This is a genomic window from Butyricicoccus sp. AM05-1 (assembly GCF_003474415.1).
Classification (GTDB): domain Bacteria; phylum Bacillota; class Clostridia; order Oscillospirales; family Butyricicoccaceae; genus Agathobaculum; species Agathobaculum butyriciproducens.
On sequence record NZ_QUDG01000002.1, the window covers coordinates 84,607 to 107,120 of the forward strand.

The 22,514-nt window shown below is 47.1% G+C and carries 29 protein-coding genes and 1 pseudogene; 19 read left to right on the plus strand and 11 right to left on the minus strand.

From position 1 onward, the window contains the following. The 3 genes from DW088_RS04325 to DW088_RS04335 are packed head-to-tail and all read left to right on the plus strand — an operon-like array spanning position 1 to position 2,624. On the plus strand, positions 1 to 1,119 hold the full coding sequence (locus DW088_RS04325) for a DUF6076 domain-containing protein (protein WP_118359785.1): 1,119 nt from the start codon (positions 1 to 3) through the stop codon (positions 1,117 to 1,119). Beyond that, positions 1,116 to 1,559, plus strand: coding sequence for a GNAT family N-acetyltransferase (locus DW088_RS04330; protein ID WP_117529613.1), 444 nt, complete (start codon positions 1,116 to 1,118; stop codon positions 1,557 to 1,559). The genes DW088_RS04325 and DW088_RS04330 overlap by 4 nt, the downstream gene beginning before the upstream one ends. A 33-nt stretch (positions 1,560 to 1,592) precedes the next feature. Next, complete coding sequence (locus tag DW088_RS04335; protein ID WP_442861170.1) at positions 1,593 to 2,624, plus strand: hypothetical protein; 1,032 nt, start codon at positions 1,593 to 1,595, stop codon at positions 2,622 to 2,624. A gap of 187 nt (positions 2,625 to 2,811) precedes the next feature. On the opposite strand, the gene DW088_RS04340 is transcribed toward DW088_RS04335, so the two are convergent. Next, the gene (locus tag DW088_RS04340; protein ID WP_118359787.1) at positions 2,812 to 3,252 is read right to left on the minus strand and encodes a MerR family transcriptional regulator; all 441 of its coding nucleotides are present in this window, start codon (positions 3,250 to 3,252) and stop codon (positions 2,812 to 2,814) included. 137 nt (positions 3,253 to 3,389) lie between these two features. Here DW088_RS04340 and DW088_RS04345 point away from each other — a divergent pair, with 137 nt between their 5' ends. The 7 genes from DW088_RS04345 to DW088_RS04375 are packed head-to-tail and all read left to right on the plus strand — an operon-like array spanning position 3,390 to position 8,766. Continuing rightward, a complete protein-coding gene (locus DW088_RS04345) occupies positions 3,390 to 4,157 on the plus strand; it encodes a carboxymuconolactone decarboxylase family protein (RefSeq protein ID WP_118359789.1) in 768 nt (255 codons plus the stop codon). Beyond that, the gene (locus tag DW088_RS04350; protein ID WP_199720406.1) at positions 4,154 to 4,981 is read left to right on the plus strand and encodes an SDR family oxidoreductase; all 828 of its coding nucleotides are present in this window, start codon (positions 4,154 to 4,156) and stop codon (positions 4,979 to 4,981) included. Before DW088_RS04345 ends, DW088_RS04350 begins: the two co-directional genes overlap by 4 nt. A 22-nt stretch (positions 4,982 to 5,003) precedes the next feature. Beyond that, the gene (locus DW088_RS04355; protein WP_118359794.1) at positions 5,004 to 5,693 is read left to right on the plus strand and encodes a flavodoxin; all 690 of its coding nucleotides are present in this window, start codon (positions 5,004 to 5,006) and stop codon (positions 5,691 to 5,693) included. Between the two features lie 15 nt (positions 5,694 to 5,708). Beyond that, entirely contained in the window at positions 5,709 to 6,680 is a 972-nt protein-coding gene (locus DW088_RS04360; protein ID WP_118359796.1) for an alpha/beta hydrolase, read from the plus strand. Between the two features lie 39 nt (positions 6,681 to 6,719). Next, positions 6,720 to 7,169, plus strand: a complete 450-nt coding sequence (locus DW088_RS04365) for a flavodoxin family protein (protein WP_118359798.1) — start codon at positions 6,720 to 6,722, stop codon at positions 7,167 to 7,169. 13 nt (positions 7,170 to 7,182) lie between these two features. Next, the gene (locus tag DW088_RS04370; protein ID WP_199720407.1) at positions 7,183 to 8,070 is read left to right on the plus strand and encodes an aldo/keto reductase; all 888 of its coding nucleotides are present in this window, start codon (positions 7,183 to 7,185) and stop codon (positions 8,068 to 8,070) included. Positions 8,071 to 8,085: 15 nt separating this feature from the next. Further along, a complete protein-coding gene (locus DW088_RS04375) occupies positions 8,086 to 8,766 on the plus strand; it encodes a RibD family protein (protein WP_118359802.1) in 681 nt (226 codons plus the stop codon). Between the two features lie 112 nt (positions 8,767 to 8,878). Here DW088_RS04375 and DW088_RS04380 read toward each other — a convergent pair whose 3' ends face one another. The 7 genes from DW088_RS04380 to DW088_RS16705 all read right to left on the minus strand — a co-directional run bounded on the left by DW088_RS04380 (position 8,879) and on the right by DW088_RS16705 (position 13,007). Continuing rightward, complete coding sequence (locus DW088_RS04380) at positions 8,879 to 10,864, minus strand: recombinase family protein (protein WP_158574607.1); 1,986 nt, start codon at positions 10,862 to 10,864, stop codon at positions 8,879 to 8,881. 54 nt (positions 10,865 to 10,918) lie between these two features. After that, positions 10,919 to 11,101 (minus strand): hypothetical protein, encoded by a 183-nt coding sequence (locus DW088_RS04385; protein WP_118359806.1) that lies wholly within the window; start codon positions 11,099 to 11,101, stop codon positions 10,919 to 10,921. Between the two features lie 258 nt (positions 11,102 to 11,359). Next, positions 11,360 to 12,061, minus strand: a complete 702-nt coding sequence (locus DW088_RS04390; RefSeq protein WP_207663031.1) for an ATP-binding protein — start codon at positions 12,059 to 12,061, stop codon at positions 11,360 to 11,362. Next, positions 12,058 to 12,306: a hypothetical protein gene (locus tag DW088_RS04395; protein WP_147356547.1), complete on the minus strand. Its 249-nt coding sequence runs from the start codon at positions 12,304 to 12,306 to the stop codon at positions 12,058 to 12,060. The genes DW088_RS04390 and DW088_RS04395 overlap by 4 nt, the downstream gene beginning before the upstream one ends. Before the next feature lie 135 nt (positions 12,307 to 12,441). Continuing rightward, on the minus strand, positions 12,442 to 12,552 hold the full coding sequence (locus DW088_RS04400) for a winged helix-turn-helix transcriptional regulator (protein ID WP_118359810.1): 111 nt from the start codon (positions 12,550 to 12,552) through the stop codon (positions 12,442 to 12,444). After that, positions 12,553 to 12,675 carry a replication initiator protein A gene (locus DW088_RS04405; protein WP_147356548.1) on the minus strand — a complete coding sequence of 41 codons (123 nt, stop codon included), beginning with the start codon at positions 12,673 to 12,675 and terminating at the stop codon, positions 12,553 to 12,555. Between the two features lie 26 nt (positions 12,676 to 12,701). Then, on the minus strand, positions 12,702 to 13,007 hold the full coding sequence (locus DW088_RS16705; RefSeq protein WP_442861171.1) for a hypothetical protein: 306 nt from the start codon (positions 13,005 to 13,007) through the stop codon (positions 12,702 to 12,704). On the opposite strand from DW088_RS16705, the gene DW088_RS16020 reads away from it, so the two are divergent. From DW088_RS16020 to DW088_RS04440, 6 genes are all read left to right on the plus strand, one after another. Next, complete coding sequence (locus DW088_RS16020; protein ID WP_199720415.1) at positions 12,996 to 13,310, plus strand: hypothetical protein; 315 nt, start codon at positions 12,996 to 12,998, stop codon at positions 13,308 to 13,310. The genes DW088_RS16705 and DW088_RS16020 overlap by 12 nt on opposite strands. Positions 13,311 to 13,436: 126 nt before the next feature. Next, entirely contained in the window at positions 13,437 to 13,640 is a 204-nt protein-coding gene (locus DW088_RS04415; RefSeq protein WP_118359813.1) for a DNA-binding protein, read from the plus strand. A 573-nt stretch (positions 13,641 to 14,213) separates the two neighbouring features. Further along, a complete protein-coding gene (locus tag DW088_RS04425) occupies positions 14,214 to 14,903 on the plus strand; it encodes a response regulator transcription factor (RefSeq protein WP_118359817.1) in 690 nt (229 codons plus the stop codon). Further along, positions 14,900 to 16,150, plus strand: a complete 1,251-nt coding sequence (locus DW088_RS04430; RefSeq protein WP_243029776.1) for a sensor histidine kinase — start codon at positions 14,900 to 14,902, stop codon at positions 16,148 to 16,150. The genes DW088_RS04425 and DW088_RS04430 overlap by 4 nt, the downstream gene beginning before the upstream one ends. A 112-nt stretch (positions 16,151 to 16,262) precedes the next feature. After that, positions 16,263 to 16,937, plus strand: coding sequence for an ABC transporter ATP-binding protein (locus tag DW088_RS04435; RefSeq protein ID WP_118359821.1), 675 nt, complete (start codon positions 16,263 to 16,265; stop codon positions 16,935 to 16,937). Further along, positions 16,934 to 19,363: an ABC transporter permease gene (locus DW088_RS04440; RefSeq protein ID WP_118359823.1), complete on the plus strand. Its 2,430-nt coding sequence runs from the start codon at positions 16,934 to 16,936 to the stop codon at positions 19,361 to 19,363. The genes DW088_RS04435 and DW088_RS04440 overlap by 4 nt, the downstream gene beginning before the upstream one ends. A 73-nt stretch (positions 19,364 to 19,436) precedes the next feature. Here DW088_RS04440 and DW088_RS15820 read toward each other — a convergent pair whose 3' ends face one another. Beyond that, positions 19,437 to 19,589: a hypothetical protein gene (locus tag DW088_RS15820; RefSeq protein ID WP_158574609.1), complete on the minus strand. Its 153-nt coding sequence runs from the start codon at positions 19,587 to 19,589 to the stop codon at positions 19,437 to 19,439. Positions 19,590 to 19,818: 229 nt separating this feature from the next. Between DW088_RS15820 and DW088_RS04445 the strand changes: the two genes are divergently transcribed. Continuing rightward, on the plus strand, positions 19,819 to 20,088 hold the full coding sequence (locus DW088_RS04445) for a helix-turn-helix domain-containing protein (RefSeq protein ID WP_243022604.1): 270 nt from the start codon (positions 19,819 to 19,821) through the stop codon (positions 20,086 to 20,088). 419 nt (positions 20,089 to 20,507) lie between these two features. Here the strand turns inward: DW088_RS04445 and DW088_RS04455 are convergent. Continuing rightward, positions 20,508 to 20,945, minus strand: a pseudogene (locus tag DW088_RS04455) (DUF4316 domain-containing protein); the annotation flags it as partial. Between DW088_RS04455 and DW088_RS04460 the strand changes: the two are divergent. Together DW088_RS04460 and DW088_RS04465 are read left to right on the plus strand one after the other, a co-directional pair. Next, positions 20,940 to 21,377, plus strand: a complete 438-nt coding sequence (locus tag DW088_RS04460) for a recombinase family protein (RefSeq protein WP_279217332.1) — start codon at positions 20,940 to 20,942, stop codon at positions 21,375 to 21,377. The pseudogene DW088_RS04455 and the gene DW088_RS04460 sit on opposite strands and share 6 nt — an antisense overlap. 96 nt (positions 21,378 to 21,473) lie before the next feature. Continuing rightward, the gene (locus DW088_RS04465; RefSeq protein ID WP_118359827.1) at positions 21,474 to 21,884 is read left to right on the plus strand and encodes a hypothetical protein; all 411 of its coding nucleotides are present in this window, start codon (positions 21,474 to 21,476) and stop codon (positions 21,882 to 21,884) included. Positions 21,885 to 22,258: 374 nt separating this feature from the next. On the opposite strand, the gene DW088_RS04470 is transcribed toward DW088_RS04465, so the two are convergent. Further along, positions 22,259 to 22,507, minus strand: a complete 249-nt coding sequence (locus DW088_RS04470; RefSeq protein WP_118359829.1) for a hypothetical protein — start codon at positions 22,505 to 22,507, stop codon at positions 22,259 to 22,261. Between the last annotated feature and the right edge of the window lie 7 nt (positions 22,508 to 22,514).

The window sequence follows — 22,514 nt, forward strand, 5'->3', positions numbered from 1 at the left end:
ATGAATCAAGAATTGATGACTTTGGATTTTTGGCAGGATACGGTCATATATGAAGGCAAAATATTTCCTGTCGGTACGCTTGCCTGTGATGCACTGAATGTCCCTGCGAATACTATTACAAAAATGAACGAGCAATGCGAGAAAATCAATCTGCTGCTCGGGATGCTGAATGCCGGACAGGATGCTTATGCACTCTGTCCTATGGCAAGGGAAGCTGCTCTGGCGATGCTGGATACTCTCAGCGAAACCCCGCCATTCTCTTATATGGACATATCAAAGCACCAGGAACGGATAGAAAGGGGCTTTATTGCCGACATTGCGCTGAAATATGTGGAGTTTGCCATAAAAGCCGCAATAAATTCCTTGCAGTTTGAAGAAATCCAGAACTATGCCGAAGCAATCATGCTCCAGCGCTATACCGCCGTATGCGGGCATCTGGCATACTCCCTTGGGGAATACCAAACGGCGATGCTTGATTTTGCAGAACAATCGGACAGAAACGAAGCTGACCGCACCGCAGAGGGCTTTGCCAGAATGTTCGGCAATTATTTCCCGCCGGAGTTTTCCATCACAGAGGGCAATGCCTGGATGTCTATCCTGAACAATTCCGTTCAGTATGTATCCGCCATTCGTCCCAGCGAGGATGTAGCAAAGCTGGTCAAGCGGATGCACTATGTATCCTTTGTAGGGATGTTCCGGTCTGATCTTTTTGAGGGCTTATGTGTTGGTCATGCACCGAAGAAATGCAAAATCTGCGGCAAGTGGTTTCTGACCACCAACGCAAGGCACACCAAATACTGCGGCGGCTATGCACCGGGGGACAAGCTGCACCGCACTTGCCGGCAGATCGGTAATCTGAAAGGTAGAGAACAGCGAGAACTTGCGGACGATCATCCGGTGAAACAGATTTATGAGAAACGGCTGAACACCATAAACCGCTATGTGAAGCGTGGTACTCTGGACGCTGATCTTGCGGAGGCTATGAAGAAGCTGGCAAAGGATAAAATGCTTCGAGCGCTGAGCAATGTCGCCTATGCCAAAGGTGATTACGAAAAAGAGATGGGACAGGCGGCTTTGAAAAAAGAAGCATTGAAAGTAACTTATAGGTATAAACAATGAAAATTATTGAGGTTACAGAAAACAAAAAGGAATATCTGGATTTGCTGTTATTGGCTGATGAGCAGGAAAACATGGTAGATTGCTATCTTGATAATGGCAGGATGTATATCCTCGATGATAATGGAGTTAAAAGCGAATGTGTCATAACCGGCGAAAGAAATGGTGTGCTTGAAATTAAGAACATTGCAACAGTTCCAGAATATCAAGGCAAAGGCTATGCAAAAGCTTTGATTGACTTTATCATCGAGAAATACAGCGGACAATATGCTGTTCTGCAAGTTGGAACGGGCGATAGTCCACTGACAATACCATTCTATGAAAAATGTGGTTTTGTCCGTTCTCACATAATACCAAATTTCTTTACAGACAATTATGACCACCCAATATATGAAGGTGGTGTACAGTTGGTGGATATGGTGTATTTGCAAAGAAAGTTCTAAATACTGATATGGTAAACCGGAAGGAGGTGCGCTATGCTGAATGATTTTACATGGAATATGACTGGATACATACCGAAACATCATGTCAATCCGCACGGTGACGGCATCATTCCCTATGTGGCAGAGCGCATCTTCCAACTGGAACCGGAGCCGCCAGCGGTGGGCAGTCTGAACGAATATATCCTGTCTGCCTTGCAGGAAAAGAATTTGATATATTTCTCATTCTTCCTACACCACTACGAGCCGCAGCTTAACAAGCGCATCAAAGACTTTCTCGGTGTGGATGGCGGCGATCTGTATGACACAGACCGATTTATAGATATAAAGCTCTCCTGCCGGGAGCAAATGCTCCAAAAGCTGATGGACTATGACCTTGCCAAGGGTGCAGAGTATGCTACATACATTTTCCCGTTCATCCGGGATGCTATGCTCCGTTTCCGCATGGGTGAAGAAAAATGGTCGGTGTCCTCTCTGACCAATTACAAAATGGTGCGGTCAATGGCTTGGCTGTACCACAATACCAAGGATGCGGTCAACGAATTTTCCAAGAAAGACAACTGTGATCTTGCTCTTGCCGAAGACTATCTGAAAGTTGTGCGAGGTATCCGCAATCAGCAGCCATTCTATGTAACAGACGAGGATGGCGAGGAAATAGGCGAGGATGTAGCCCTTGACGATAGCGCGAACTATACCGATATCCTCTGGAACGGCATACAAGCAGAAAAGGTGCAGCAGGCATTTGAGAAACTGAATTACCGGGAACAGACCTTGCTCGAAAAACGGTTAGCAATTTGCATGACTTGTGGGCGTGTCAGCTCATGGAAAGACCGCCCCACCTTTGAAGAACTGGCGGTTATGTTTGAGGGCAGTACAGCCAGCGGTGCAGAACGAGCTTACCGAAAAGCAGTGGACAAACTGACGGAATTGTTGGTTGCCGAGGGCGCAATCCATGCAGTCCGGCTAAAACAGAAATCCAAGACCAAGCGAAAAAAGAAAATCGCCGCCGCAATCTACGAATGCCAAGCAGACTGCGACGGCGAATGGCGAACTATCTCTAAATTTTGAAGCTAAAACAGCTGAAATTATTATACTGGCAGACTGGGACACAATTAAGTCCAACAAGTATGCAAAAGCGGCAATTTCCTATCTGCTGTACTGTAAAAATGCGAATTGTCCAAAGGACATAGTAATTCCGTTTGAATACTAATAATGCCGTATATTTGTCTCTAATTGGCAAATATACGGCATTTCTTTATTCTTTATGTGCGTGATCGTACATCTTTTGAATATCCTCCGGCAGCTTATCCGGTATCATACCATGTACCCGATCTTCGTTGCCGTCCTGCATGGCTTGTTCATAATACCAGCACTTGAATTTAATCATATCCAACACACGACTTAAATGTTCAATTTCAGCTTCCACTGTTTTCTTTTGCTTCTCAAACAGTTCTTTTCGTTGAGGATAAGTAGCTGCTCCCTCCACACACCAGTCCATAAACTGCTTAATATCCTTGATTTCCAGACCGGAGCGTTTCAGGCACTCAATTACACGTAATGCTTCAATCTCTTTCTCACTGAATTTACGGATGCCAGAAATTCTTTTCATTCCCGGAAAAAGCCCCTGCTTGTCATAATAGCGCAAAGTTGAAATCGGAAGTCCAAACATTTCCGAAACCTGTCCAATCGAATACATGTATGCCTCCACAAAAAGTTAACAAATTTATTTTACAAAGTCCCTTGACCTAAAGTTAGGTTCAGGTTTTATCATTAGTATAGCAGTTATACAGAAAGATTGCAATGGCTATTCAGAAATATAGGAGGAATGATTTTATGGCAGAAAAACAAACCGCAGGAAGAAATGAATTGGGAACATTCGCTCCCAAATTTGCGGAATTGAATGATGATGTGCTGTTCGGGCAGGTGTGGAGCAGGGAAGACAAGCTTTCCCTGCGAGACCGCAGCATTGTAACAGTGGTGGCGCTGATGGCGCAGGGACTGACGGATTCGTCCTTTCAGTACCACCTGACAACTGCAAAGAACAACGGTGTGACCAAAACGGAAATTGCGGAGATCCTGACCCATGCGGCATTTTATGCGGGCTGGCCTAAGGCGTGGGCGGCCTTCCGTATGGCAAAGGAGATATGGGCGGAGGACGATGCTGCCGACGCAAAAGCCAAGCATCAGAATGAAATGGTCTTTCCCATCGGCGCACCCAATGACGCCTTTGCGAAATATTTTATCGGACAAAGCTATCGCGCACCTCTTTCTACGCAGCAGGTCGGCATTTACAATGTGACCTTTGAACCCGGTTGCCGTAACAACTGGCACATTCATCACGCCAAAAGCGGCGGCGGACAGATCCTCGTCTGTGTGGCTGGTCGAGGTTACTATCAGGAATGGGGCAAACCGGCACAGGAGCTGCGCCCCGGCGATGTGGTAAATATCCCTGTTGGCGTAAAACACTGGCACGGTGCAGCGCCGGATAGCTGGTTCTCTCACTTGGCGGTAGAAGTTCCCGGAGAGGAAGCCTCTAATGAGTGGTTGGAAGAAGTCAATGATATCGACTACATTCAAGCAACGAAAGGAGAAACATTATGAAAAAAGTTATGCTATTAGTCGGTGCCGGACAGATCGGAATGGCGATTGCCCGCCGTGTCGGCACCGGAATGAAGATTATTGTAGGCGATAAAAAGACGGAGAATGCAGAAAACATTGCGGCTATTCTGAACAACGCTGGATTTGACGCTTTTCCTGTGAAAACCGACCTTTCCGATAGGGCTTCCATACAGTCCATGATTGCCAAAGGGCAGGAATATGGGGAAATCACCATGCTTGTAAATGCGGCAGGTGTTTCGCCCAGCCAAGCACCCATTGAAGCGATTTTGAAGGTCGATTTATATGGAACGGCTGTCTTGTTGGAAGAAGTGGGCAAAGTGATTGCAAGCGGTGGTGTTGGTGTGACGATTTCCAGTCAGTCCGGTTGGAGAATGCCTGCATTGACCTCACAGCAAGATGAACAGCTTGCTACGACCCCAACGGAAGAACTTTTGTCACTGAATATCTTGCAGCCGGGAAATATTCGTGACACGCTCTATGCTTATCAGATGGCAAAGCGTTGTAATGAAAAGCGTGTCATGGCTCAATCTGTAGAATGGGGCAAGCGTGGAGCGAGGCTCAATGCCATTGCCCCCGGTATCATTGTGACTCCCCTTGCGATTGATGAGTTTAACGGCATTCGAGGAGACTTTTATAAAAATATGTTTGCAAAATGTCCTGCTGGTCGCCCCGGTACAGCCGATGAGGTGGCAAATGTGGCAGAACTTTTGATGAGCGATAAGGGAGCATTCATTACCGGCTCTACTTTTCTGATTGATGGCGGTGCAACGGCAAGCTATTGCTATGGTTCTCTGAAACCACAATAACCTTGAAAGGATAACGTGGATTATGAAAAAAGTTTTATCGTTGTTACTCATACTTTTCATGTGTTTTGCGTTATCCGCCTGCAATAGCAGTCAGAATGCCGAAACAACAGAAACTACCGGGTATACCGTTTCAGAAGAAAGCAGCGGCACACAACAAGATGAGAATGGAGATACAGAGACTATGAAAGTTTTAGTAACATACTTTTCCCGTACTGGTGAGAATTATGGTGTCGGGCATATTGAAAAAGGAAACACGCACATAATAGCAGATATGATTGCAGAACAGGTCGATGCTGACCTATTCGAAATCAGCACCGTTGTGCCATATCCCGATGAATACGAAGCTTGTACAGAAACCGCAAGGCAGGAGCAGAAAGAAGATGCCCGTCCTGAACTGTCAGCTACCGTGGAAAACATGGAAGATTATGATGTTGTCTTTCTCGGTTACCCGATTTGGTGGAGCGACATGCCGATGGCCGTCTACACATTCCTTGAGAGTTATGATTTTTCGGGAAAGACAATCATTCCGTTCTGTACCCACGAAGGAAGCGGCCTATCTTCCACCGACAGCAGCATTGCTGAAATCTGCACAGGTGCAGATGTTTTGGATGGATTAGAAATAAGAGATTCTGTGGCACAAAATTCGCAGGATGAAGCATTAACAGCAGTTACAGACTGGCTTGATAAAATTGAAATTTTAGATGAGAACTAAGGAGATATTACCATCATGGAAAAATTAAATTTAACACAGGAATGGGATAAGGTGTTCCCGAAAAGTGACAAGGTAGACTATAAAAAGGTGACCTTTCATAACCGCTACGGCATCACACTGGCGGCGGATATGTACACACCGAAGGGCGCAGTTGGCAAGCTTCCCGCTATTGCTGTCAGCGGTCCGTTCGGTGCGGTAAAGGAGCAGTGCTCCGGTCTGTATGCGCAGAAAATGGCGGAGCTTGGCTTCTTGACGATTGCCTTCGACCCGTCTTACACCGGAGAGAGCGGCGGTATGCCCCGCTATGTCGCATCGCCGGACATCAACACCGAGGACTTCTGTGCGGCAGTGGACTTCCTCTCCGTGCAGGAGAATGTGGACTCCGAGCGTATCGGTATCATCGGTATCTGCGGTTGGGGCGGCATGGCGATCAACGCTGCTGCCATTGATACCCGCATCAAAGCGACCGCTGCTATGACCATGTACGACATGACCCGTGTGAATGCCAACGGTTATTTTGACAATGAAAACACACCCGAGGCTCGTTTCGCCAAAAAACTGGCAATGAATACCCAGCGTACTGAGGATTATAAAAATGGCAGTTATGCCCTTGCAGGCGGTGTCATCGATCCTTTGCCGGACAATGCCCCACAGTTTGTAAAAGATTATTATGCTTACTATAAAACCGAGCGTGGTTATCATCCTCGTTCTCTTAATTCCAACAACGGATGGAATGTGACCTCTCCTCTGTCCTTTATGAATATGCCAATTTTGCAGTATGCCGCTGAAATTCGGTCTGCGGTTCTACTGGTACATGGAGAAAAAGCGCATTCCCGTTACTTCAGTGAGGGAGCTTATGAAAAAATGACCGGAGATAATAAAGAGCTGCTTATCATTCCGGGAGCGAGCCATGTTGATCTTTATGACAATTTAGATGTCATTCCTTTTGAAAAGCTGAACAGCTTTTTTAATATGCATCTTAAATAAGGATAGAAAAATCAGTGTATAGGATAGGAGGAATGGAACATGAAGTATTTATTTATCAATGGCAGTCCAAATCCCAACGGCAATACTGCTGCATTAGCGGCAGAACTGCTTGAAGGAAAGAACTACAAATCTCTGAATTTAACAGATTACATCATTGGTGCTTACGGTCAGGAACTGTCCGGTGACGGGCTGGAAACTGTGATCGCCGCCATGGAGAACGCCAAGACCATTGTCATCGGCTCGCCTGTATACTGGCACAACATCTGCGGAAGTGTCCGCAATATGCTGGATCGTTTCTATGGAAAAGTAAAAGACGGCTCCCTGGGTGATCGCAAACTGTATTTTATATTCCAAGGTGCCGCCCCAGAAAAGTGGATGCTGGAAGCTGGTGAATATACCATGAAGCGCTTTGCCGCCCTCTATGGTATGACCTACGGCGGTATGGTGACAAATAAAAATGAAGCGTCAAGATTGAATAGCTCCCTATAAGGAGGAGTGGGACATGGAATATGTAACTTTGAATAACGGTGTAAAAATGCCGCAGCTCGGCTATGGTGTCTATCAGGTTACAAAAGATGAATGTGAACGCTGTGTCAGTGATGCCTTGAAAATCGGCTACCGTCTCATCGACACCGCCCAGAGCTATTTTAACGAGGAAGAAGTGGGTAATGCCATTGCAAAAAGCGGTATTCCAAGAGATGAAATTTTCCTAACCACCAAAGTCTGGATTGAGCATTACGGCTATGAAAGAGCAAAAGCATCCGTATTGGAATCCATGCGAAAATTACAGGTTGACTACCTTGACCTGTGTTTGCTCCATCAGCCTTTTTCAGATGCCTACGGTGCATACCGGGCATTGGAGGAACTGTATGACGAAGGAAAAATCCGTGCTATCGGCATTTCCAATTTCTATACTGACCGTATGGTGGATTTTACTTCCTTTAATCGAATCAAGCCGATGGTAAATCAGGTGGAAATTCATCCTCACAATCAGCAGACGGAAGCGAAAGCATGGCATGATAAATACGGCATACAGATGGAAGCATGGGCACCATTCGGTGAAGGGCGAGGCGATATGTTCCACACGCCGGAACTGCAAGTCATTGCTGAGAAGTACGGAAAGTCTGTTGCTCAAGTCATTCTTCGTTGGCATTTGCAGCGTGGAATTGTCATCATTCCCAAATCTACTCACCTCGAGCGTATGGAAGAAAACTTTCATGTATTTGATTTTTCTTTGAGCGAGGATGATATGGCGGTTATTGCCACGATTGACAAAAAACAAAGCAGCTTCTTCTCACACACCGATCCGAATATGGTGGAGTGGTTTGTGAAGATGGTGGATGAACGAAAACAGCAACACGACTGCACCAAAGATAAGAAAAACTGGTAATCGAGGAGGATATACATGAAAAAACCATATATGATCTGCCACATGATGATGTCTGTGGACGGAAGAATTGATTGTGGCATGACTGTAAAAATTGCAGGTTCCAATGAGTATTATGAAGCGCTGCGTGCTTTGGATGTTCCCACAAATCTCAGCGGCAGGGTGACTGCACAGCTCGAATTGGCAGAACCCGGTGTTTTTATAGCAAAGAATCCAACAGAGAGCGTTGGAAAAGAAGGCTTCTCAAAAAAGCGGAGTGCAAACGGTTATCAGGTGGTGGTCGATACCAAAGGAACGCTCCTGTGGCATGACGATAGTAACGGCGATTCCCCGTTGATTGTCATTATGTCCACAGAGGTTACAAAAGAGTATCTTGCCTATCTGGATTCCCTGCATATTTCATGGATCGTCTGCGGTGAAACGCATATTGATCTGCATAAAGCCGTTGAAATTCTGTATACCGAGTTTGGCGTGGAACGCATGGCGATTGTCGGTGGAGGTACGATCAACGCTGCTTTCCTCAATGCCGGACTACTGGATGAAGTCAGTATTCTACTCGGTCCCGGAATCGATGGTCGAAAAGGTATGACTGCTACTTTTGACGGTTTACCGTTAGACACAGAACCCGTCAATTTGAAGCTCCTAAGCGTACAGCCCTATAACAATGGTGCTGTCTGGCTTCGGTATGCTCTGCACTGATTGTTCTGCAAGTAAATCGTAATTTCGCGTAAAAAGCAAAACCGGCAACATGGATTCTTTCCCTGTTGCCGGTTTTGCTGATTTTTAGCCATCCAAAGGCTTTACCAAAGTATTAAATCATCCCAAAATACTCAAATGCTTCCATGATTACTTTCTCTTTTTCCGGCGGGCATTGGGGCTGTCTGGCATCGTCAGACTTGGGCTTGTTGTAATTCTCCCGCTCGATGATACCGCGCTTCTGCTTCACTTGAGCAATATACAGGCTGCTGACTTTCATACCGCTATGTTCCAGCACATACGCCTTAATTTTCTCATAGGTAGCCTTACTCTCCGCAGCAGTCAAATCCAGCTCGTCCATCTTCACTTCAACTTCAATATGTTGCTTCGCATTGAGTTTGGACAAAAGGCATACCGTCTCGACAGATGCCCCGCATTCATCAAATTGCGTGAGCACCTTTTGCTCAATAGGAAACTTGTACGCAATCGCCTTTACAAAGCGTTTCTGAGTCTTTTGCTCCTCACGCGGGAACAACTCAACCTCGGAAATCAGGTATTTCACAAGGTCGCGCCGTTCTGCTGCATTCATTCTATCATAGATTGCGTCAAAAGACGAGAGGATTCCTATCATAGATTGCACAGACATCTGCTCGCTTTCCAGAGTTGCTTTTTTCATCATGCTTTCTTGCAGCAGATCCTCCGCCTTATAAATCTGGTCATAGAGGTCATTCAGGCGGCGGGTCATGTCTGCGCGGCGGCGCTCTGCATATTTGTCATCAGGGGCAATGCGGTCAATATCCCGCTCCAAGCTGTCGCGGCTGCGCTGTAAAGCGGATAGCTGGTTTTTGTAGGCGGTAATGTCAGTCTCGACCTCGGTCATGTCCACGGCGGTCATTACCTTTTCCTGCAAATCTTTGATAAACTGCGGATTGCGAACAATCTTCCGGGTGTACTCCATCACCTCGTCCTCAACCTGACTGGCTACCACGCCATTCCTGCGGCATACCGAAGTCCCTCTATGTTTAGTCGCATAAGAACAGACATAAGATTCTGTGCGGCGCTCCGTGCCGTCCTGATTTGTCCACTTGGTCATACCGATATACATAGGTGCGCCGCATTGCGGACATTTTACGATACCGGACAACAGATGCGCGTTATACTGACCAATGTTGTGATTACCCTTTTTCCCACGAATGGCTTTGATCTCCTGCACCTTGTCAAAATCCTCTTTGGAAACAAACGCCTCACGAGAAATAACCTCACTCAAAATATACTCATCCTGCTTCACAAGTCGATATTCGTTATCTTTGCCGGGAACTTTCTCTGTCCGTCGCTTTCCCCATGCCACGCGCCCCGTATAAACCGGATTGCTAAGCATTCTCTTGATGTGGTCAGAACTCCACTCCCCATAGCTGGGGCGGATGGCATTCTTTGCCGGTAGGCGAGTATAACCGTTTCGATTGAGATAGCCAGAAATTGCCGTGTATCCCATATTTCGGTTCAGGAACATATCAAAAACCAGTTGCACGACAGCCTTTTCTTCCGGGACGGTCTCCAATTTCCCTTTACTCTTGTCATCGCCCTTTACCAGACGGTACCCATAGGGTGCAAAGCCGCCGTTCCAGCCGCCGGACTTTGCTTTTTCCTCGCGCCCCAAAAGGCTCTGTGCAATGATGTTCTCACGTTCCAACTCAGCTACCGCACCGAGAATGGTAATCATCATTTTTCCAATGGAGGTTGAGGAATCAAGCCCATCTTCTACACACATCAGGTGAACGCCATATTTCATAATAAACTCAAGGGAGTTCAGCACATCCCGTGCGTTTCTGCCAAATCTCGATAATTTGAAAACCAGCACATAGTCCGTATGTACCTTTCCGCTCTGAATGTCATCCAGCATCCGCTGGAACTCCGTCCGCCCTTCAATGCTTTTGCCGCTTTTGCCTTCTTCAACATAAGTATCAAGAACCGTCATACCCCGACGCTCGGCGCATTCAGCCAGATAGTGCTTCTGCCCATCCAGACTATCCCCCTTTACCTGACGCTCACTGCTGACGCGGATATAGATAACACACGATTTGCCCTCTTTCGTATTATACATAGATTGCCTCCTATTGCAGGACCGGGCGGTCATCGACCGCCCGGAATACTCTGCTCAGATTTTCTGATTTTCCTTTTCTGCGGCAGCATACTTGATCAGGATTTGTGCCAGAACATTGATAAAGTTCTGGTAGCAGTCCCGCTGCTCCGCCGTCATCTGAACCACACTCGCCTTGGGAAAGCGAAGCTCAGTTCCATTGTTTGCAGTGTAGCTCTTGTAGTTTTCGTTTTCTACCATGTAATCACCCCATTTGACGTTATGTTCGTCAGCCGAATGAAGTGCCGCTTTTTCAATGGTAACTCAGTAGTTACTATTATTCCTGTCTCATGGGTGGGTAAGCTGCTGCAACAGCTTACCCATTCAGCATTTCTGCGGCTTTTGGGATATTCGCGCTGGCATTGCCTTTGCGGAAGTTCTCCCCGTCGAAGCGAATCGGGACGCAGACTTCCAAGATACGGTCAAAAATGCGGCGGTCATCCAAATCGGCAGCTTGCTTCATAACGGAAAGCGGGATATTCGTGGTGCGATCATGGGCTTGCCGGTCAGCAGCCGCTTGTCAACCACATCGAATACGCGCTCCTTGCCGAAACTAGTGTTACGCTCTGCACCCAAATCATCCAGAATGAGGAGGTCGGGGCGCATAAGCGATTTCATGTAATGGTCGCGGTCTGTGCCGAAGTTGCCCTGCATACGGTTGACCACGTCAGACATTCCCACAAAGAGGACAGACTCCAAACGGTCAATCAGAGCGTTGGCAATGCAGCCAGCGGCATAGGATTTTTCCGTGCCGACATTCCCGAACAGGAGCCGTCCGATCCCCGCTTTTTTGAACTCGTCCCAATTCTGCGCGTAGCCTCTCGCCTTTGCAAGTTGGGGCGCTGTAACTGCGGCTGACTCAAACCGCCAGCCAGAGGCGGGCATATCGCGGAACGCTTCACTGCGGAGCATTGTCATGTGGGACATTCTCTCGTATTCCCGGCGCTTTGCTTCTTTCCGTTCGCGGCGCTCGTCAGCGCACTTGCACATAACCGGGTGCTTGGTAAAGCCCTGCGCCTGAAGGTCAGCGGGAAAAAACGCTTCTTTCGGCGTGCGGCACTTGCCGCAGTATTTCAGCCCATCGGCAGGATTGATGTAATCGTCAGGCGCGGCATTAGCCGCTTCAACGGCATCAACCATTTTCGTAAAAATCGGATTCATAGACACTCTCCTTCGTTATCGTCGTAGGTGTAGTTTTTCGCGCTCCTGCCCTTACTGTCCTCATCCAACCACTTCTTGATGGTGGCGTAATGATTGGCATAGCGCCTGTCATTGGAAGCCATATACCGGGACAGACGCTCAATGTATTCGGCAGCTTTACCGGGATAAGCCGTCTCCAGCCGGGTACATTCCTCGTCTGACAGGAAAACGTTTTGAAACTCTCCAAGCCGGCGGCGCGTACTCACTACTCTTTCGGTCTTACTATGTTCTTTATACTCTGCATCAGTATTACTTGTGGGCAATTTCTGCCCCATGCAAGGGGAAGAATCCTGCACCCTGTCTGGAATTTGCAGAAAGATGCGGTTCGCCTGATTCCAGCCCTAACGGACGCGGGTGATCAGCCCGGCATTTTCCAGCTCCCGCAGGGCGGTTTTGACCGTCCGCTCACTCCGGTCAAGGTCATCCGCCATCTGCTTGATCGTATAGATCACTTACACATTCCCATCCTCGGACGCCCAGCCGCTTTTCTGGGAAAGCATGGTGCGGTTGAGCAGAAGCCCATATAGCAGCTTGGCGTTGATGGAATATTCGCCCGCCAGCATGAAGCGCGGCAAGGGAATGAACGGCGGCAATGCGGTATTCAGTTTGAAATAGATTTTTCATCACATCCTCTCTGGTCTGGTGTGATACGGCTGCTATGGCGGTTTTCTGTCAGGTCCGCGAGGGGAGTACGCAGCTGTGCCACCCTTTTTTGCCCTCTTTGACTGATAATGCGGACAAATAACGACAACCGCCCGAAAACTCTGCTTGCAATCGTGGACGCAGCGGCGGCTAACTTTTTCTGCTCGGTGTAATCGACCTTGATGATGTACCCGTCAATCAGCATTTTCCGGGCATACGCGCCGAAGTTGCGGGTGCCAAGCTGGTTCATCTTGTGGCGAACCATGCTCAATTCCTGCTCATTCAGACAGATTTCTTTGCGGATGGGTCACGTGCGATCTGGCATATTGAAACACTCCTTTCACAATACAACGGACATTTCTTCGTCGAAACGCAGGTATCGAAACGAAAGATTTTCAAAAAATATGCGCCCCTGCTTTTGCGAAAGCGGGAGCGCGTTGTATTTGCGGATATGAGATTTGAGAGAATAGCAAGCACATCCGGTGTCCGTACACACCGGAAAAATGAGCGTTTCAGCCTTGCAGCCGATACGCCCATTTTGATTTTTGGGGAAGCCCCAAACCCTTGATTTTTAAGTTGTAGATACTTTCTGGGCTTTTCCGAAAAGCCCTTTCTTTTATTCGCTTTGACGATTATAATTATACTGTGATTTTATAAGCAGACGCAGAACTGAACTGCAACAGGAGTACCGCCCATGAAGTATTTATCTATCGCGCAAACCGCCGAACGCTGGGGTATATCCACTCGCCGTATTCAGATTTTATGCGGCGAGGGGCGCGTCCCCGGTGCGATCCGCATTGGCACGGTCTGGGGAATTCCAGAGGACGCAGAGAAGCCAGCGGACGCGAGAATCAAGAACGGCAAGTATATCAAGAAGCCCGCCGAAAACGAAAAATGAGCCGCATCATGTCTCAACGGAAAACATTCTGCCGGACGAGCAAGGTGTTGCTTCCTTTGGCACGACTGATTCTTCAGAGCGAGTGACATATTTTCAAGCGGAGGACGTGCTTGTTAGCAACATCCGTCCATATTTCAAAAGGATGTGGTTCGCAACAACTTCGGGCGGGTGTAACGCCGATGTCCTGTGTTTTAGAGCCTTGGACAAGAAGTACGCATACCTTCTGAAATCCATCATGTTTCAAGATGGATTCTTCGATTATGTCATGTCAGGGGCAAAAGGAACAAAAATGCCTCGTGGTGACAAAACTCACATCATGCTGTACCCGATCCCGCTTTTTCCGAGACACAGCTCCTGAAATTTATTGAATATAATAAAATTAGTTTTGGGGAGAGAGGGCGAATGCGGTTCCTTTCCCGCGTCAGCCGGAAGCAAAGGTATAGCACACTAGACTTTCCTGCGGAAAATCGTGTGCCAACAGGAATGCAGAATTCGCCTGAATCAATAAAAGCATTTGCAGTATTTGATGTAACGTTTAACATATATAGCTAAGACGGAAGGGTGGTTTGAATTATGCCAAATATCCTTGTGGTTGAGGACGATGAAAACTTGAATCGTGGAATTACATTTTCACTGAAAAAATCCGGATATGAGGTTTTTTCAGCAGAATCAGTGAAAAAAGCGAAAAGAATTGCAAGTGATAATAATGTGGATGTTGCCATTTGTGATGTGAATCTTCCGGATGGGAATGGATTGGAATTTGTAAGGTGGATGAGATGCAATTATAATACATACATTATTTGTCTTACAGCACTAGATCAGGAGATGGATCAGGTCATGGGATATGAAGCAGGGGCAGATGATTATATTACAAAGCCGTTTAGTCTTTCGGTACTTCTTTTGAAAATAGAAGCACATTTCCGCCGCAGACAGGAGAAAACAGAAGCCGGAAAGATGATTTCGGGAGATATCGTATTTATCGCAGGAGAAATGAAAGTCCTGATAAAGAGTCGTGAAATCAGTCTGACAAAAACGGAGTTGAAAATGCTGACTTTTTTTCTTCAGAATCCGAAACAGATTCTTTCAAAAACACAAATATTAGAAAATGTATTTGATCTGGAAGGGGATTTTGTGGATGAAAATACAATCGCTGTCAATATCAGAAGACTTCGGGAGAAAATCGAAGACAATCCGGCTGCACCGGTCTATATAAAGAATATCAGAGGTCTTGGGTATATATGGAATCAGGAGGTAAGTCAGTGACGAAACGACATCGCAAAAAGTGGGTTGATGCCTTGTCACTGGTGCTGCCGGTTCTACTCTTTTTTGCGGTATTGAACTGCTTTACCACCTATTTATATTATCAGGATTATCAATGTAAAATGGATATCCTGACAGAAGTTGCGGCGGGCGCAGAGACCACCGGCATGGATGTTGCCGCAGGATGGCTGAAAGGAAACGACCATCAAGCCAATGAACAAGGTAAGCAATTATTAGAGCAATACGGGTACTGGGAAAACAAAGGGACTTCGTTTTATGTGCGCTTCCGGCAGAATATCATGATAACCGGCTGTACAAGTGCAGTGCTATGTCTGTCTTTGCTAACGTTCCTGTTTTACCGGAATAAAGTTGAGGCGAAAGAAAGTCGGAAACGATTGGAGCAGCTAGAGCAAATCCTGATTGCATTTCGGGAAAATCACTTTGAGGTAGTGCCGGACACAGAAGATCATGTCGGGCAGGAAAGACTGAAATTTCAGCTTGAAGCAATCGGACATCATATCCAGCTGCTGCAAGAGGAAGCCAGAGCGGAGAAGGAAAGCACAAAGGAAATGGTATCCGACATTTCCCATCAGCTGAAAACCCCGGTTGCAGCCTTGGATACCTGCTTTAGCATATTGCTGCGGAACAATCTGAGTGAGACGGAGCAACAGGAATTTCGCATCCGCTGCCGGAGTGCATTGGACGGATTGGAAACATTGTTGCAGTCTCTGCTGGAAATATCCAAACTGGAGACAGGTTTGATTCAGCTTGATCAGAAAACACTTCCCATTATGGATACGATCATCTCCGCAGTAAACCGAACGTATCCAAAGGCAGCGGAGAAAGGGATAGAACTTATTTTCGACTGCAACGAATCACTGGAGCATTGTGCACTCATGCAGGATAAACGTTGGCTTGGAGAAGCAATCATTAACGTTTTGGACAATGCCATCAAATACAGCCCAGAACATTCAAAAATCACGATCCGTCTACAAAAAAGAACCGGCTTTGTGAGAATTGAGATCGCGGATCAGGGAATCGGAATCCCGCAGAGTGAATACCATAAAATATTCCAGCGGTTTTACAGAGGGACTGCGCCGGAAGTCCGCGAAAAGAGCGGAACTGGCATCGGTCTGTATCTGTCCAGACAGATTATTGAGCAGCATGGTGGGACAATTACGGTAGCCTCCGGCAAAGTCAGAAAAGGAAGTACCTTTTTGATTCAGCTGCCGGAGAATGGACTTTCGTAGAGATGATGAGCAGAAGTCTTTCAAATCTGTAAGACTTCTGCTCTCTTTTTGAAAGTGAAATGAAAGGTTCCTTTGATACAATGCTGGTAAATAAGAAAAGGAGGCCATTGGAGTGGGCGTGATATTAGAAACGAATCAGCTTTGCAAATTTTATGGGACGGGGGAAAATCAGGTCAAAGCCGTCAATCATGTGAATATCCAGATTGGGCAGGGAGAATTTGTCGCCATTGTCGGAAAATCCGGCTCCGGAAAAAGTACCCTGCTGCATATGCTGGGCGGGCTGGATACACCAACCAGCGGCAGCGTGATCTTGTCTGACAAGGACCTGTATTCCATGAAGGAGGATCAGCTTGCCGTTTTCCGGAGAAGAAAGATCGGATTTGTATTTCAGGCATTCAATCTGGTATCCTCCATCAATGTGTGGGAAAATATCGTTCTTCCGCTGGGGCTTGACAGAAAAAAAGTGGATAAAGCTTATGTCAATGATATTATCACCACACTGGGTCTTGATCACCGGATTCATAATCTTCCGAATACTCTCTCCGGAGGACAGCAGCAGCGCGTTGCGATTGCAAGAGCCTTGGTAAACAGACCGGAGATTTTGTTTGCGGACGAGCCAACCGGAAATCTTGATTCCAAGACAAGTGACGAGGTGATCGCGCTGCTGAAAATGAGCGCAAAAAAATATGGACAGACGATTGTAATGATTACCCATGATGATGAGATCGCGCAGGTTGCTGACCGTATTTTAGTCATCGAGGATGGACAGGTGGTGGATTTTAATTGAGGACGATCAGCAAAATTGCATTCAGCAACGACAAAAGAAATCGGACAAGAAGTGTCCTCATTATGACGGCGATTTGCCTGACTACCATGCTTCTGGTCATTATCAGTACAATTGGAAATGGACTGATCCGCTTACAGAAGGATCAGGCTGCAAGCTCATACGGAAGCAACTACGGCCTGTTTATCGCCGCAGATGGTACGCAATTAAAAGAAGTGGAACGCAGAGCTGAGATATCTGATATCGGCATCATGTGTACGGAGGGCATCCTGAAAGGAAATGAAAATGGCGGCTTTGTCAGTGCGGATGAAACGGTCAGGAAAATGCTTCCCTATAATCAGGAATATGTGTTGAAGGAAGGTACCTATCCGGAAAAGGCGCAGGAAATTGCCGCAGGACGCGCTTTCTTTGATGCAGTGGGATACCATGATGTAAAGGTCGGAGACACCGTAACATTGGAGTACCGTTCCGGCATGCAGTCGGAATACGCACCGGTGGAATTTACTGTCAGCGGGATTTTATATGACCGGGATGAATATACCATCGGGGCTTCCTATGTTGTATTCGGTTCGCAGGATTTTTATAATGAGCGTGTCGCGGAGGGTGACAGGCAATATAATATCTATTTTACCTTGAGCGATTCTGCAAATGTATCTATGAATAATGTTGCGCCTGTTATAAAAGAAATCGCGGATTCCTGCGGCATTGACCAGAAAAACGTGATCATCAATGACCTCTACCTGCAGTGGGTATTGCAGCCGAGCTATGAAATGATTGTGGTTTGTGGAACCCTGATCCTCGGAATCGTGCTGTTTTCCGTTGTGGTCATTTATAATATCTTCCAGGTCGGGATCGCCCAGAAGGTTCAGGAGTACGGAAAAATCAAGGCGCTGGGTGCAACCAGAAAGCAGATGAAGCAGTTGATCTTTCGTGAGGGCATTCTTCTGGCGGTTCCTTCGATACCGCTGGGGCTGCTGTTTGGTTTCCTGATTGCAAAAGTCAGCTTCAACTGGCTGGTGGAGCAGGGAAATCTGGTATCGTCCGGAATGAAGAACCATCAGGTTCCTCTGTTTTCACTGACAATTATGCTCATCTGCATTTTTGTATCGTTTCTTACGGTCGTTTTGGCTCTGCGCAAACCCATGAAAATTGTTTCCCGGATTTCACCCATCGAAGCGACACGGTATCTTGGCGGCTCCAAAACGCAAAAACAGGGCAGACGAAAAGGCAGAAAAGATGTCACCGTTTTCTCCATGGCAATGGCAAATGTGACAGGCAATCCGAAAAGAACCATTGCTACGATTCTTACCATGGGGCTTTCCTGTGTATTGTTTGTAATTGTCTCTAATTATGTTGGGAATATTGACACGGAGCACGAGGCGCGGATTGCAATCAACCATGGACAATTTGAGTTGCATCTGGATTATTCCCAGAATTATGATGAAGCCTATTCGGAGAATAATCTGGACACAATCCTACAGAACAACCCACTGAATGATTCTTTGATTAAAGAAATCAAATCCATCCCCGGTGTAACGGATGTACTGACGAGAGAAATCGTCTCTGCAGATCTGAACGGAACAAGATATCCGGCTGATATTGTGAGTAAAAATGATTTTGATTTTATGCGCCAAGACGGGGATATTGGCTCTATGGACTATGATCAGGCGGTAAAGAATGGTGAAATTTTCTTTGGTTGGTCGACGTGGATGGAACAAGATGGCTATGCTCCGGGTGAATCCATTGCATTTGACTTTGATAACGGAAGCGGAACCTATACCTATCATGGAAAAATCGCAGGCTCCTTTGTAAGCGCGGACACTTATCTGGTCATTCCGGAAGGTGTATACCGTTCCATGAATCCGAGGGGAACAGCCTATGGCTATCTGTGGGTGGACTGTGATAAAAAAGATGTTGCATCTGTGGAACAGAGTCTGAATACTTTGATTTCTAATACTTCCCATATAAAAATGGATACCTATCATGCACAGTTACAATCTGCAGAATATGCAAGCCGTATGATGAAGCTTGGCTGCTATCTGTTCATGGCAATTGTCGGTCTCATCGGGTTTATGAATCTGGCAAACACCATGATCATCAATATCACCACGAAGAAGCAGGAATACGGTGTGCTGCAAGCGGTAGGCATGACCAATAAGCAGTTAAATCTGAGCTTACAAATACAGGGCTTGATTTTTACGGTTGGCACCATCTGCGTCGCACTTGCTGCCGGTCTGCCCCTTGGCTATGCACTGTTTTCCTATGCGAAGCATAATGGGATTTTTGGAATGAACGTTTATCACGTTCCTCTTATCCCGATTCTTGTTATGATTCTTCTGGTTGGTATTCTACAAATTGCGCTTTCCTGTGTTTTAAGCAGTAATCTGAAAAAGGAAACGCTGGTAGAAAGAATAAGGTATCAGGGATAGTAGATTCTATAAAAAGCAAGCTGCCGCTCAAGATGGGCGGCAGCTTACCTTTATAGTGATTCAAACATAAAAGTCAAATTTTGCGAGGACCCGCCATCGTCTCAACCTTGTCCGTTCTTCCTACAAAGAACAGGTCAACGGCTATTTTTAGCCCTAACTGATCAAAGATCCCCACCCCAAACGGCTCCTCAAAAAATATTGTCAGCTTTCCATTTACTTTGTCCATAAGAATCCCTCCTAAAATTGATTGAACAAAGAATGGACAACCCGGAGGGGCAGGTTACTTACCCTATCTATATAGGACGACCGGGCTACCTACCGGCTTTTGGTAGGTAGCTCCATTCTATCACCCTCATCACGGACAGTCAACGCAATGTCGTTAGCAAAATCAACGACGGCGCACCGTGGATAATGACACCGCCGTTAGGTACACTAAATGCAAAGGTGGTGAGGCTATGCGAGAGAAGAAGGACATCAATATTGAAATCGGCGGCAATATTCAAGTGGCAAGAGAACAGGCGGGCTATACGCAGGACACGCTCTCAGAAATGCTTGGCATGACGCCGAATCACCTGAGTGCTATTGAGCGTGGTGCTTCCGGTATCTCTCTTGAAGCCTTGCAGCGCCTTTGCCGTTTGCTCGGCGTCAGTGCGGACCGAATATCTTTGGGACTGACGAGCCAGAAGCGGAAGCCCTTGCGCTTGCCAGACGTATTTCGGATATAAAGCCGGAATACCGGCAACAGGTTCAAGAGCTGCTGTCCGCAATTTTGAATATGTCATAAAAAAGAGCCTCTGCCGGCACCCAAACCGGGCATCGACAGAGGCTCTTGGTTCGTTTTCCGGGCATTCAAACAAGTGCCGAAATCGACACTTATTTCCGCGCTAAAGATGAAACCACGCAGGGAATACAAGCACTTAGGCTGGTCTATTTGCGCCGCTCTGAGGCTTGCAATCACAGGCTTTTTCGACCCCTAACTGTCTACACCTCGATGCCTTGCGTGAGAAGTGCGGACAGGCGATGAGATCCGCGCGGAAGCTCTGCTTGCAGCTATGGACGCAGCGGACGCAGAAACGGTTATACTTCCGGCGTCCGCTGTCTCCTATGAAGAACGACCACTCCTGCCGCCATTTCTGACTTCTGCTCACAGCTCAATCTCTCCTTTGTTCTTTTTGGGAGAGCAGCATTCCTCCTGCTTTTCTGCCTTTGCAGACTTGAGCCTGTCCATGATGGAGGACTTCTCACCGGTTTCGGAGGCTTTGACCTCTGCGGTCTTGTCCTCCTTCGGACCGTTGTTGATGATCCCATCAATCATGCCGTAGTCATCCTCCATCGACATCTCCGCCGCCTTGAGGTAGTTTTCCTTCTCAAGTGCCGCCATCCAGCTTTCCTTGCTGATACCGAGCATTCCGCCCTTTGCCGCATGATCGGCAATCTCCTTTGCATCCACGCACAAGCCCTCGATGTTATCCGAATAGAGACGGTAAACCTCGCAGCCCTTTTCCAAAGCCTTCTCAGCCGCTTCCTGTCCAGCGGGAAGAACGCCAGCCCATGCGTAGCCGTAGTCCTTCATGTCATTGAGCCGACCGAGGCAAGAATTGTTGAGTACATCTATGAAAGCTGCTTGGAGGGCGCAACCCCGGCAGAAATCGCCGCTGCGCTGACGGAACAGGGTATCAAATCTCCAATGGGGAACGATCTCTGGTCTGCCAGTACTGTCCGCAACATCCTCCGAAATGAGAAATACTGCGGTGATGCTTTGATGCAGAAAACCTATACCAAGGATTTTCGCACCCATAAATCCGTCAAAAATACGGATTTAAATATGTATTTCAAGGAAAATCACCACACAGCGATTATCAAAAAAGAGGATTGGATCAAGGTACAAAAGTTGCTGTCAGAGCGGCACAGCACAGTCAAACGAGCTACATTGCGCCGTCTGAGCAGTCACTTCGTCGCATACCGCGTGAAAGATGGTCTTTTCAAGGGCTATCTGATTATGGATTCCCGGTGATCTTTTATGGAGCGTCAGGAGTTTATGAAAAACGTGGATGAGGCGCAAAACACCATGAAATGAAAGGATTTTAACTATGAACTTTGATTTTCCGCTTTGAACTTTGAAACCATCGACTCCAACATCAACGCCTACCCGGATATATTCCTGAATCAGAATGGCGTGACCATCACCAAGAAGGTGCTTGAGTACTTGGGCTATCCCGCCTTTGTTTTGTGTCTGCTGGATGCGAAAGCGAGGGTATTTGCGATCCGTTCCTGCAAGAGCAACGAGCCGAAGGGCTTCAAGTTTTCCAAGCCAAAGGGAGAGCAGAAAGGTGTTGTTACGATCTCCAACAAGAATCTGCTTGACCCGCTTCGCGCTGTTACTGGCGAGGACTGGATTCCCGACAAGAGTTACAAGGTGCGTGGTTTCTGGGTTGCCGACGCAAAAACCATGTGCTTTGACCTCAATGAAGGGGTCCAGGCGGACTTTCGCCCTGTTACGCCGAGCAATGACGCAGAATAATCCCTGATATTCAGGGAGAAAAGGGAGAGCAAAAGAGCGGCGGCAAACCGCCTGAGCGAGAAAGCCACCTCTCCCTTTTCTCCCTCGCTGCGGCTATGGAAACCGTGGAAAACCGCAAGCGGTTTACGCACCGTTCCCACAGCCTGCGCTCACTCTCTTTTTCCTCTCTTGCTTTTTCCCTATACAAAGATAAGTGTCCATTTTCTATCCCGAAAACGCACAGTCGCCACGACGAACAGAGGTCAGCGTGTCAATATGGCAAAGAAAAGCAAACGGCACACAGGCGGTTTTATCCTCAAAAAAGCCCCGAAGCACGACAAAAATAAGCCCAGCACCACGCCGTTTGACGTGATGCTGGGCTTTTAGCCGTAAACTCACTCTGATATTAAGCCAAAATGCCGCAGCGCATCCTTGATTGCCTCAACCTTTTCAGGCGGGCAGGGATGATACTCATGTTTTCTCTGCTCCACTGCGTTCGGTGCTTTGTGCATATCCAGTCCGACCATACGCTTGACCTCTGCAATATATGCCGTATGGACTTTGAAGCCGTACTTCTCCTGCACATACTCCTGAATACGCTTATAGGTCGGATGCTCCTTGACCTCGCCGGTTTCCACTTCCATTCTGACC

Coding starts and splice junctions, on each gene's coding strand:
- DW088_RS04340 (WP_118359787.1), bottom strand. CDS start 3,252: ATGTATTCGATTGGACAGGTTTCGGAAATGTTTGGACTTCCGATTTCA.
- DW088_RS04370 (WP_199720407.1), top strand. CDS start 7,183: ATGGAATATGTAACTTTGAATAACGGTGTAAAAATGCCGCAGCTCGGC.
- DW088_RS04380 (WP_158574607.1), bottom strand. CDS start 10,864: ATGTATAATACGAAAGAGGGCAAATCGTGTGTTATCTATATCCGCGTC.
- DW088_RS04360 (WP_118359796.1), top strand. CDS start 5,709: ATGGAAAAATTAAATTTAACACAGGAATGGGATAAGGTGTTCCCGAAA.
- DW088_RS04385 (WP_118359806.1), bottom strand. CDS start 11,101: ATGGTAGAAAACGAAAACTACAAGAGCTACACTGCAAACAATGGAACT.
- DW088_RS04325 (WP_118359785.1), top strand. CDS start 1: ATGAATCAAGAATTGATGACTTTGGATTTTTGGCAGGATACGGTCATA.
- DW088_RS04355 (WP_118359794.1), top strand. CDS start 5,004: ATGAAAAAAGTTTTATCGTTGTTACTCATACTTTTCATGTGTTTTGCG.
- DW088_RS04390 (WP_207663031.1), bottom strand. CDS start 12,061: ATGAATCCGATTTTTACGAAAATGGTTGATGCCGTTGAAGCGGCTAAT.
- DW088_RS04345 (WP_118359789.1), top strand. CDS start 3,390: ATGGCAGAAAAACAAACCGCAGGAAGAAATGAATTGGGAACATTCGCT.
- DW088_RS15820 (WP_158574609.1), bottom strand. CDS start 19,589: ATGGACAAAGTAAATGGAAAGCTGACAATATTTTTTGAGGAGCCGTTT.
- DW088_RS04330 (WP_117529613.1), top strand. CDS start 1,116: ATGAAAATTATTGAGGTTACAGAAAACAAAAAGGAATATCTGGATTTG.
- DW088_RS16705 (WP_442861171.1), bottom strand. CDS start 13,007: ATGGTTCGCCACAAGATGAACCAGCTTGGCACCCGCAACTTCGGCGCG.
- DW088_RS04415 (WP_118359813.1), top strand. CDS start 13,437: ATGAAGTATTTATCTATCGCGCAAACCGCCGAACGCTGGGGTATATCC.
- DW088_RS04365 (WP_118359798.1), top strand. CDS start 6,720: ATGAAGTATTTATTTATCAATGGCAGTCCAAATCCCAACGGCAATACT.
- DW088_RS04470 (WP_118359829.1), bottom strand. CDS start 22,507: ATGGAAGTGGAAACCGGCGAGGTCAAGGAGCATCCGACCTATAAGCGT.
- DW088_RS04445 (WP_243022604.1), top strand. CDS start 19,819: ATGCGAGAGAAGAAGGACATCAATATTGAAATCGGCGGCAATATTCAA.
- DW088_RS04425 (WP_118359817.1), top strand. CDS start 14,214: ATGCCAAATATCCTTGTGGTTGAGGACGATGAAAACTTGAATCGTGGA.
- DW088_RS04335 (WP_442861170.1), top strand. CDS start 1,593: ATGCTGAATGATTTTACATGGAATATGACTGGATACATACCGAAACAT.
- DW088_RS04350 (WP_199720406.1), top strand. CDS start 4,154: ATGAAAAAAGTTATGCTATTAGTCGGTGCCGGACAGATCGGAATGGCG.
- DW088_RS04375 (WP_118359802.1), top strand. CDS start 8,086: ATGAAAAAACCATATATGATCTGCCACATGATGATGTCTGTGGACGGA.